General features: G+C 62.2%; 11 protein-coding genes and 1 pseudogene. 5 read left to right on the top strand and 7 right to left on the bottom strand.

Going from position 1 to position 9,234, the window contains the following annotated elements:
• The coding region (locus C934_RS0125070; protein ID WP_156828794.1) for an alpha/beta fold hydrolase at positions 1-311 on the bottom strand (311 nt) is incomplete at its 3' end.
• 334 nt (positions 312-645) lie between these two features.
• Here C934_RS0125070 and C934_RS34080 point away from each other — a divergent pair.
• Positions 646-920, top strand: a pseudogene (locus C934_RS34080) (aspartate-semialdehyde dehydrogenase).
• A 150-nt stretch (positions 921-1,070) separates the two neighbouring features.
• Positions 1,071-1,550 (top strand): Hsp20 family protein, encoded by a 480-nt coding sequence (locus C934_RS0125060; RefSeq protein WP_018859311.1) that lies wholly within the window; start codon positions 1,071-1,073, stop codon positions 1,548-1,550.
• A gap of 138 nt (positions 1,551-1,688) precedes the next feature.
• Here C934_RS0125060 and C934_RS0125055 read toward each other — a convergent pair whose 3' ends face one another.
• The 4 genes from C934_RS0125055 to C934_RS0125040 form a co-directional block, all read right to left on the bottom strand.
• Complete coding sequence (locus tag C934_RS0125055; protein WP_335328207.1) at positions 1,689-2,291, bottom strand: TspO/MBR family protein; 603 nt, start codon at positions 2,289-2,291, stop codon at positions 1,689-1,691.
• A gap of 180 nt (positions 2,292-2,471) precedes the next feature.
• Positions 2,472-2,885 (bottom strand): DUF2177 family protein, encoded by a 414-nt coding sequence (locus C934_RS0125050; protein ID WP_018859309.1) that lies wholly within the window; start codon positions 2,883-2,885, stop codon positions 2,472-2,474.
• Between the two features lie 25 nt (positions 2,886-2,910).
• The gene (locus C934_RS0125045) at positions 2,911-3,585 is read right to left on the bottom strand and encodes a ChrR family anti-sigma-E factor (RefSeq protein WP_018859308.1); all 675 of its coding nucleotides are present in this window, start codon (positions 3,583-3,585) and stop codon (positions 2,911-2,913) included.
• Complete coding sequence (locus C934_RS0125040) at positions 3,582-4,151, bottom strand: sigma-70 family RNA polymerase sigma factor (RefSeq protein WP_051085619.1); 570 nt, start codon at positions 4,149-4,151, stop codon at positions 3,582-3,584. The genes C934_RS0125045 and C934_RS0125040 overlap by 4 nt, the downstream gene beginning before the upstream one ends.
• Positions 4,152-4,384: 233 nt before the next feature.
• On the opposite strand from C934_RS0125040, the gene C934_RS0125035 reads away from it, so the two are divergent.
• The 3 genes from C934_RS0125035 to C934_RS0125025 are packed head-to-tail and all read left to right on the top strand — an operon-like array spanning position 4,385 to position 7,753.
• Positions 4,385-5,743 carry an NAD(P)/FAD-dependent oxidoreductase gene (locus C934_RS0125035; RefSeq protein ID WP_018859306.1) on the top strand — a complete coding sequence of 453 codons (1,359 nt, stop codon included), beginning with the start codon at positions 4,385-4,387 and terminating at the stop codon, positions 5,741-5,743.
• Positions 5,740-6,549 carry a DUF1365 domain-containing protein gene (locus tag C934_RS0125030; protein ID WP_018859305.1) on the top strand — a complete coding sequence of 270 codons (810 nt, stop codon included), beginning with the start codon at positions 5,740-5,742 and terminating at the stop codon, positions 6,547-6,549. The genes C934_RS0125035 and C934_RS0125030 overlap by 4 nt, the downstream gene beginning before the upstream one ends.
• Positions 6,536-7,753, top strand: a complete 1,218-nt coding sequence (locus tag C934_RS0125025; RefSeq protein WP_018859304.1) for an SAM-dependent methyltransferase — start codon at positions 6,536-6,538, stop codon at positions 7,751-7,753. The genes C934_RS0125030 and C934_RS0125025 overlap by 14 nt, the downstream gene beginning before the upstream one ends.
• Before the next feature lie 2 nt (positions 7,754-7,755).
• On the opposite strand, the gene C934_RS0125020 is transcribed toward C934_RS0125025, so the two are convergent.
• Positions 7,756-8,562 (bottom strand): SDR family NAD(P)-dependent oxidoreductase, encoded by an 807-nt coding sequence (locus C934_RS0125020; RefSeq protein ID WP_018859303.1) that lies wholly within the window; start codon positions 8,560-8,562, stop codon positions 7,756-7,758.
• A complete protein-coding gene (locus tag C934_RS36350) occupies positions 8,559-9,212 on the bottom strand; it encodes an MFS transporter (RefSeq protein ID WP_335328212.1) in 654 nt (217 codons plus the stop codon). Before C934_RS36350 ends, C934_RS0125020 begins: the two co-directional genes overlap by 4 nt.
• Positions 9,213-9,234: the final 22 nt, after the last annotated feature.

Here is a 9,234-nt window from a genome sequence, read left to right as displayed (position 1 = left end):
GGAGTGGCGCTTTGCCCGTAGCCCGGATAATCCGGCGCGACGACATGGTACCGGTCTGCAAGAAGCGGAATCAGATTCCGGAACATATGAGACGATGTGGGAAAGCCATGAAGCAGCAGCACGACCGGAGCGTCGGCCGGACCGGCTTCCCGGTAGAAGATATCGAGGCCATCGATCTTTGCAGTTCGGTAGTGGATGGGAACCGGAGCCTCGCGAACATCTGTCGTGGCCTGCGCGGGACACGCTGACACAACTGTTGCGGCAATCATGCTGGCGGCTGCCAGCATCAGACACATAATCAAGCTACGCATGATGGTCTCCCATAAGTCGAGATAAAACTAAAACTGGCTTTTTATCGGCTGCTTGCGCCGCTGCGATCAGCGGCCCGCAGGCAGATCCGATATACAAAACCCCATAGCTCAGAGAATGCCGACCGCGGGTTCCTGCATGAGAGGCTTTCGTACGCCTGACGGCACCCGAAACCCTAAACCACGTCGGCCGTAGGGACCAGCTTGGCCGTGGCCCGAAAGCAGACGTCGCCAGCGACAGGGGCGGACGACTTCATTGCGCCGCCACAGCGGCCATCCTGACAAAGATGCGGTCGCCATAAAAGTATCGGTCCGAAATCGGGCCACCCTGTCCGCAATGGCTTCGACGCTTTGCCCTTTCAGTTCAGGCAGGCGGGCAAGGTATCGCATTCATCTTGCCACCTCGCATATCCTTTATCGAATCCCCCATTTTGAATTCGTCCTGCGAACCTATGTCTGGCAGGACTATGATCTGGCGCCAGACTTCCTGAGTTTCTGGCCTTCTGGCAGAACCTCCTGGAGGGCCACTTGCATTCGGTTCGCTACCCCCATAGGCGGCTGATAGGGCCAAACGAATGGCGGGGGGTTGAAGGCGACTTCAAGCTGCATTGAGGAATGCCATAATTTTTTTGGCAGGGTTCTTGAAACTGAATTCGTCAAAAACCAGATCGATTGCGACCAGCCGCTGGAACAGGGCTGGCCTCGCTGGGAGCGCTATCTTTTCAGCGCTCCATACCATGTTGCTTCAAGGAGGATATGGCTATGGCAACATCTTACGACTATACACCGCTCTTTCGTTCGAGCATCGGCTTCGACCGGGTCTTCAATCTCTTGGAAAACGCACAGCGTGGGCGCTCGGTTAGCGACTGGCCGCCCTATGACATTGCCAAGACGGGCGCCGACAGCTACCGGATCTCCATTGCGGTTGCGGGCTTCGCCGAGGGCGACCTGGACATCACATTCCAGACCAATCTACTCACCGTTATAGGCAAAAAGCAGGAATCTTCGTCGGAAGCTTATCTTCACCGAGGCATTGCCAGCCGGCCGTTCGAACATCGTTTCGAGCTTGCCGACCATGTCAGGGTGGCCGCATCCGAATTGAACAATGGTCTGCTGACGATCGATCTCGTTCGCGAAATCCCCGAAGCATTGAAACCGCGGAAGATCAACATTCAAAGCGCCTCGGCTCTCGGACGACCGGACGGGGCGCCACAGATCGACGCGCAGAGCGCCGCCGTGTGATTAAAATCCATCGAAATGGGCGCCGTTTCGAGGGCGCCCATGGACAAACCGGATTGGAAAGGAGCGCGCGATGAAACCCGATCTGTTCCATAAGCCTCATAAACTTTTGTGAGCTGCGTTCGGCTCCTGGTCAGACGGTCAATTGAGGTGCCAGATCGCAAAATTCAGAACCGCAGCGAAGGAGACCCAGGCCGCGAGCGGTACGAGGCAAAGGGCCGCCATCTTGTCAACGCGCCAAGCACACCCGATCGTCGCGAGAATAAATCCGCACTGCACAATGATATTAACCAAGCCAGTGATTGGGCTTTGTAGGGCAAAGAACATCCAAGACCACAATGCGTTCAGGGTGAGCTGAATGAAAAAAACGGTCAAGGCCGAAGACCTGCCCGGCGTTTTCGCAGGCATGCTTAGGAGCTTCCAGGCAGAATAAGCCATGAGAATGTAAAGCGCTGTCCAAACTGGAGCAAACACCCAGTTTGGAGGATTGAACGTCGGCTTCTCTAGCGTCGAATACCAACTTTCGATGTTCGGATAGGTCGCCAACTGGCCCAGAACGGACGTCGCAGCGACGGGCAGGATAGCAAGCAAGAGTGTTCGGATCCACGTCTTGTTTTGGTTTGAAGTTCTTTGCAGCATTCGTCTTTCTCTCTCACTCTTTATTCGTAACGCCACCGAACGTTGTTGCATCAATGCGGACACCTGGCCGGTGTTGATGAGTCTGCCGAAGTGGCGGCTACTCAAGCGTTATGTTGCTCCTGCTACGCCTAACCCCGAGGGAGGACGCGGGCATCTCCGCCACCCCCGCAGACACTCATCTTAACCCGGAAAATCATGCTTAAATTCTCGTGGGCGTGTACCTGAGTGCCGCGCAGCAGTTATTCCTTTTCGCGCTGTCCGCCCTCGCAGGCCCGGAGGTTTCAGTCAGGATCGCCCTGGCAGGAACCAGTGCATGGTCACCAGATAGCCGGTGGTGGCGGAGGTGGCTGTGATCACCATCCCCCAGAGCATATCGACGAGGCTGACCTGCAGCGACCATCCCTTCAGCGTCGCGAGGTTCGTCATGTCGTAGGTGCCGAAGGCGACGAGGCCGAGGATGGCGCCGGAGAGGAGTGCGGTGGTCCAGTTTCCGGCGTTCAGGGCCGGAACGACGGCGAAATAGACGATCCCAGCCACGTAGAGCAGGTAGAAGGCCGCGGCGGCGGCGAAATTCGGCTGCGCCAGCAGAAGCTCGCCGATGCGGCTGCGATAGTAAGTGGGCGAGATGCGCGTCAGCCAGAGGAAGTCGAGGCCGAGAAAGACGAGCGCTGTTGCCAGATACGGAATCAGGTAGGTCATACGGGTTCACGCTCCCGAGTGTCGATCATATGCCGAGCACCGGCTGGACCAAGCGCACCAGCCAGCTTCTGAACTTCAGCGGCGCGTCAGTAACGGCAAGGCAGATGCAATCTTCATCGGGGGTTGCCACAGGCTGATGCTGTACGCTGGCATCGGCCTCGTCCAGGTCGCCGCGCGCAAACAGTTTTTCGCCATCATGGAAGCTGCCGCTGAGGACGAGCGTGAGTTCCCGGCCGCCGTGGCCGTGCTCGGGCACCGGCTTGCCGGCCGGTATCCGCAGGAGCCGTACCATCCTCGTTCCGTCATCGGTCCTGATCGGAATATGGTAGGCACCGCGCCCGAGCGATTTCCATTTCAGCGTTTCGACATCACCCCCGACATAGGAGCGAAGTGGTTCAGGCAGGACCGGCGACGCGACACGAGCCGGCGCGGCCGGGCGTGCGGCTGCAGGCGCGGGGCGGGCCGGCGCAGCCTCGTGCAGAATGCGTTGCCGCAACTGCTCGAACGACGTTGCCATCGCCGGCTCGGGCGCAATCTCCTCGAGCAACTGGCCGCCTGCCTCCTCCATCAGCGAAAGCCGCTTGCGGCAATCGGGGCAGAGCGCCAGATGCGTTGCGACCGCGAGCCGCCAGCCTTCCTCCAGCGTGCCGGCAGCGTAGGCGAGCAGAAGTTCGTCGCTGACATGGTGACGGATCGTCATTGTCCGTCCTCCAGTGCGGTGCGCAGCTTGGCGAAGGCGAGCCGGATGCGGGACTTAACCGTGCCGAGCGGCAGGTTGAGCCTCTCGGCGATCGAGCTGTGCGAACAATCGTTGAAAAAGGAAAGGCGAAGCAGTTCGAGCTGCTCCTGCGGCAGCACCGCCATGGCGTTGCGCAGCCGCTCCGCCTCCTGCCTTTCCTCCACGGCGGCGTCCGCCGGCGGGCTGTCGTCCTGCACGAAAGCGGGGTCATTCGGATCGAAATCCGGCCGCCGGGTTTTTCTGTACGCATCGATCCGAAGGTTGCGGGCGATGGTGAAGATCCAAGTCGAGACGTTTCCGCGGCCCGGCTCGAACTGCGCGGCCTTGTTCCAGACCGCAATCATGGTTTCCTGCATCAGTTCCTCGGCAACACTGCCGTCGCGGGCCAAACGGACCATATAGGCCTTGATACGTGGGCCGTAGTGGCGAAAGAGAGCCTCGAAGGCCGCCATGTCCCGATCGCGGCCGACCGCTTCGAGCAGCGCGCGGGCTTCGTCCTTTGTCAGTTCCCTGGCGGTCTCGCTCATCCATGCACGCTTCATATTGACCCGAAGTCCTGCCGCGGAATCGCCCCGGGGCTTCTGGATCGGGATGTCGGGGCACGCGGGCGCCGGTATGGGGACTGCAATCGTCATGCAGGTCGATACGGCGGCGATTGTGTGCCGGATCACCATTGTTCAAAAATCTGCGCCGGTATCAATCCGGTTGTGCGTTTCCCTCGTATCCAAGGGCAAAACTATTGCTAATGGAAAGGGTTATAATGCGCGTCGACCGAGATCATGGCGACGGTCCGCCCCGCCGGCGGGTGGCCGTGATTGGCGCGGGCATATCCGGAATGGCCGCTGCCTGGCTCATCGGCCGCAGCATGGACGTCGTGCTCTATGAGGCGGCCGACAGGCCGGGCGGCCATGCCAACACGGTATCAGCGCCCTCACGCTCCGGCCCGATCCCGGTCGATACCGGGTTCATCGTCTACAACGACCGCAACTATCCGAACCTCGTGGCCCTGTTCGAGCATCTAGCGGTGCCGACCCAGACCTCGGACATGTCGTTTGCGGCATCGCTCGATGGCGGTGCGTTCGAATATTCCGGCGCGGGGATCGGCGGCTTGCTTGGCCAGCCTGGTAACGTATTTCGACTGCGCTTCTGGCGCATGCTGTCCGATACGCTGCGCTTCTATCGCGAGGCGCCGGCTGCGCTCGGTCGCGAGGAACTGGCGTCGATGACGCTCGGCCAGTACCTTGACGAAAACCACTACAGTCCCGCCTTCGTCGCCGATCACCTCCTGCCGATGGGGGCGGCGATCTGGTCAGCCACGGCAAGGCGGATGCGCGACTATCCCCTCCATGCGTTCATCCGCTTCTTCGAAAGCCACGGCCTGCTTGCCATTTCGGACCGGCCGCGCTGGCGCACGGTGACCGGCGGCAGCCGCGAGTATGTCACCCGGCTGCTTGCGGACTTTTCCGGGGAAATCCGCCTGCGTAGCGCCGTCCGCGAGATCCGCCGCGAGATGGGCTCTGTGTCGGTGACCGACTGGCGCGGCAACCGCGATGTATATACCGACGTCGTGATCGCGACCCATGCCGATTGCGCGCTCGCCATGCTCGCCGATCCCCTCGGGCAGGAGCGGGAGTTGCTGGGTGCGATTGGCTATACGGCCAATACCGCCGTGCTGCACACCGACGAGCGGCTGATGCCGAGGCGCAGAGAGGTCTGGTCGAGCTGGAACTACATCGGCGAGCCGGAACGGGACGGCGAACGGCCGCTCTGCGTCACCTACTGGATGAATCGGCTTCAGGGTATTGATCCGGCCACGCCGCTGTTTGTTACGCTCAATCCTCGCCGCGACATCCCCGAGGAGCGGATCATCGCCGAGGTCGACTACGAGCATCCCCTGTTCGACCCGGCGGCGCTTGCGGCGCAGAAGGAACTCTGGCGCCTGCAGGGGCGCGATGGCGTGTGGTTCTGCGGCGCTCATTTCGGCAGCGGCTTTCATGAGGACGGCCTGCAATCAGGGCTTTCGGTCGCCGAGGCGATCTGCGGCCAGCGTCGACCCTGGTCTGTCGAAAATGAGTCCGGCCGCATCCCTTCCACCACCAGTCTTGCGATGGCGCAATGACAGTCGGCTCGACCCTCTATGTCGGTGCAGTGACGCACGCGCGGCATCGGCCACGCCGACATCGACTGCGCTATCGCGTGTTTTCCGTGCTGCTGGATCTCGACGAGCTGCCGACGCTGGACCGCAGGCTGCGGCTGTTCGGTCATAATCGCCGGGCGCTGTATTCCTTCCAGGATGCCGACCACGGCGACGGGACGCCCGGCGGGCTGCGTGCCTGGGTCGAACGCCAGCTCATCGACGCCGCTATCGATGTCGACGGCATCCGCATCCGTCTGCTCTGCTATCCGCGTATCTTCGGCTTCGTGTTCAATCCGTTGACGGTCTACTTCTGCAGCGGGTCGGATGGCGCGGTGCGGGCCGTCCTCTACGAGGTCTGCAACACTTTCCGCGAGCGGCATACCTATGTGATCCCTGTCGCGAACCCGGGAGATGGCACCATCCGGCAGTCCTGCGCCAAGGAACTCTATGTCTCGCCGTTCGTGCCGATGGATTGCTGCTACGATTTTTGCATTGAGCCACCGGGCGAGCGCGTGACGGTCGCAATCAATGAACGTGACGGTCAGGGGCCGCTGCTGGTCGCCACCTTCTCCGGGAAGCGGGTCGAGCTATCCGATCGCCGGCTGCTTTTCATGCTCTTCAAGTATCCGCTGATGACGCTGAAGGTCATGGGGGGCATTCACTGGGAGGCGCTGCGGCTCTGGATGAAGGGCGTGCCCGTCCATCGCCATCAACCTGCCGATATTCTCGTCGCCACCACCATCGTTTCCCGCAATCCATCGGAAGAACAACAGCATGAGCCAGGCTGAACAAGAGGCCCCGACTTTCCTTGCGCCGCGCCGGTCGCTCTGGCAGCAGATTGTGTGTCGTTGGGCCGATGGCATCGAGCGCGGGCGTGTCCTGGTTCAGTTTCCCTGCGGCGGGGAGCACGTGGCGGTCGGTGGGGGGGCCGGCCCCTCGGCTGCCATCCGGTTCAACAATGCGCGACCGTTCTGGCGTCTTCTGACAGGCGGCAGCCTTGGCTTTTCGCGCGCCTATCTCGACGGCGACTGGGATTCGCCGGATCTGGGGGCGGTCATGGAGCTGGCGATCGCCAATGAGCCGGCGTTGCGGCCGGTCCTTGCGTCCTCGCCGCTGATCGGGAAGCTTGCCTATCTGCGCCATCGGCTGCGGCGCAACTCGCGCGCCGGCAGCCGTCGCAACATCGCCTTCCACTACGATCTCGGCAACGCGTTCTACGGCGCCTGGCTCGACGAGACGATGACCTATTCCGCGGCTGTCTTCGAACATGAGGCGCAGCCACTGCCCGAGGCCCAACTGGCGAAGTATGACCGGATCCTGAAAGCCCTTCGGATCGGTCCGGAGGACCATGTGCTCGAGATCGGCTGCGGATGGGGCGGGTTCATGGAACACGCCGTGTCGCGCACCGGTTGCCGTGTCACCGGACTGACGCTGTCAGCGGAGCAGGCGCAGCATGCGCGGGAGCGAATCGCGGCCGCGGGTCTGTCCAACCGGGCGGAGGTGCGGCTACAGGACTATCGCGATTGCGGGGGACGTTTCACCAAGGTCGTCTCGATCGAGATGTTCGAGGCGGTCGGCGAGGAGAACTGGCGGCTCTACTTCGATCGCCTGCGCGAATTGCTGGCGCGGGGCGGTCAGGCGATGATCCAGGTCATCACCATCGACGACACGCGCTTCGAACACTACCGGCGCAATGCCGACTTCATCCAGACTCACATCTTCCCCGGCGGCATGCTGCCGTCGCCGACGATCTTCAGGGAAAGGGCGGTTGCGTCCGGCCTGGCGGTTATCGATTCATTCTCCTTCGGTCGCGACTACGAGAAGACACTCTTGCACTGGGAGCGCGCATTCGTCGAGAACTGGACGGCGATACGCCCGCTCGGCTTCGACGAACGCTTCTTTCGGATGTGGCGGTACTACCTGCACTACTGCGCTGCAGGGTTTCGTACCGGCAGGACCGGCGTCTACCAGTTCCGCCTGGAGAGGCCGTGACGTCACGCGTCGTTGCGGAGCATGCGCCGGGTGAGCGCGAATCGCAGGCGCGGAGGCAGCGCCTGCAAGAGCTTCATCGCCACCTTCATCTTCCATGGAAAGGCAATTTCGAAGCTTCCCCTGTCGAGCCCCCTCAGGATATGGCCCGCCGCTTCCTCCGACGAGATCAGGAAAGGCATGGGAAAGTCGTTCCTTTGCGTCAGCGGCGTGTCGACAAAGCCGGGGTTGATGACTGTCATCCGCACGCCGTGACGCTCGAGTTCAGGATAGAGTGCTTCGCACATGTTGATCAGCGCCGCCTTCGTCGCGCCGTAGCCGGCAGCACCGGGTAGGCCGGTATAGCCTGCGACCGATGCCATGACGGCGATCTGGCCGGACCGGCGCGCACTCATCCGTGGCATCGCCGCCTGCAGGCAGTTGACGGTGCCCATGATGTTGAGCGCGACCATTTCGCCGATTTCTCCGGCGTCGAAACTTGTAAGCGTCTCGCGCCGGTAAGTTCCTGCGCCGAAGACGGCGAGGGAGACAGGTGCCAGATTTGCCTCGATCGCGGCGAGAGCCTCCCCAGTCGCCTTGCGGTCGGTGACGTCGAGCGGATAGGGATGGATGATGCCGGGCAGCACGGCGGCGAGTTTTTCGAGCGCGGCCGCGTTGCGCGCGCTGGCAGCGACCCTCCACCCGCTCTGCGCCATCCTGATGGCAAGCGACCGGCCGATGCCCGAGCTTGCTCCGGTAATCCAGGCCACCTTGCGCGGGCTGTCCTTGCGGTTCGGTTGGTTGTTGCTGACCAATTTGAGCCTCGCGTTCATGTCGATCCTCCTCGACTAGGGGGCGGGAGCGCTTTCGGATCCGCCGGGGCGGCTTCGTGTTCATCTGTCCTTCCCGATCCGGCGCAGCAGTTCCGCCTGCGCCACCCTGTCGAGCGGAAAGCGCGCATCAGCCAGATCGCCGCGAGCTTCGGGACGATCGGCAGCCAGGAATACAGCACTGCAATCGCGTCCGACGAACTCCCTGAGCCTCCGCCTGCAGAGCGAGCAGGAAAGACCAGCCCTACCGCGGCTGCGAGCGACAGCTTCGTTGCAAGGCTCCATGCCGCAAAATAGAGGCCGGAGCGCTGCGCGCCGGAGCGAGCGGTGTCGTGATCGATCACGTCGGCCTGGATAGATGGCGGAAGGGCCAGGTCGAAACCGAGCAAAAGGCCTGTCAGCAAGCAGATGACGCCGAACGCGCTCACGTCGCCGCGGCCGAGAAAACCCGACAAGGCGAAGATCGGACAGGTCGCCAACATCGCGCCGCACCATGCGCGGTGCTTGCCGAAGCGGCTGGCGGCCCTCGCCCCCAGCGGGACGCCGAGCACCGCGCAGGCGAAATAGACGAGAAGCAGCGGCCCGCGCCAGTCCGGCGCACCCAGCCGGTCGGATACGAAATAGAGGAACAGGGTGGCCGGATGCCTTGGCAAATCCGTTGAGCAGGAAAGCGGC

The organism is Rhizobium sp. 42MFCr.1, from assembly GCF_000377185.1.
GTDB classification, from domain to species: Bacteria; Pseudomonadota; Alphaproteobacteria; order Rhizobiales; family Rhizobiaceae; genus Rhizobium; species Rhizobium altiplani.
This window is presented reverse-complemented; position numbering and strand designations above follow the sequence as displayed.

Coding starts and splice junctions, on each gene's coding strand:
- C934_RS0125060 (WP_018859311.1), top strand. CDS start 1,071: ATGGCAACATCTTACGACTATACACCGCTCTTTCGTTCGAGCATCGGC.
- C934_RS0125050 (WP_018859309.1), bottom strand. CDS start 2,885: ATGACCTACCTGATTCCGTATCTGGCAACAGCGCTCGTCTTTCTCGGC.
- C934_RS0125045 (WP_018859308.1), bottom strand. CDS start 3,585: ATGACGATCCGTCACCATGTCAGCGACGAACTTCTGCTCGCCTACGCT.
- C934_RS0125040 (WP_051085619.1), bottom strand. CDS start 4,151: ATGAGCGAGACCGCCAGGGAACTGACAAAGGACGAAGCCCGCGCGCTG.
- C934_RS0125035 (WP_018859306.1), top strand. CDS start 4,385: ATGCGCGTCGACCGAGATCATGGCGACGGTCCGCCCCGCCGGCGGGTG.
- C934_RS0125030 (WP_018859305.1), top strand. CDS start 5,740: ATGACAGTCGGCTCGACCCTCTATGTCGGTGCAGTGACGCACGCGCGG.
- C934_RS0125025 (WP_018859304.1), top strand. CDS start 6,536: ATGAGCCAGGCTGAACAAGAGGCCCCGACTTTCCTTGCGCCGCGCCGG.
- C934_RS0125020 (WP_018859303.1), bottom strand. CDS start 8,562: ATGAACGCGAGGCTCAAATTGGTCAGCAACAACCAACCGAACCGCAAG.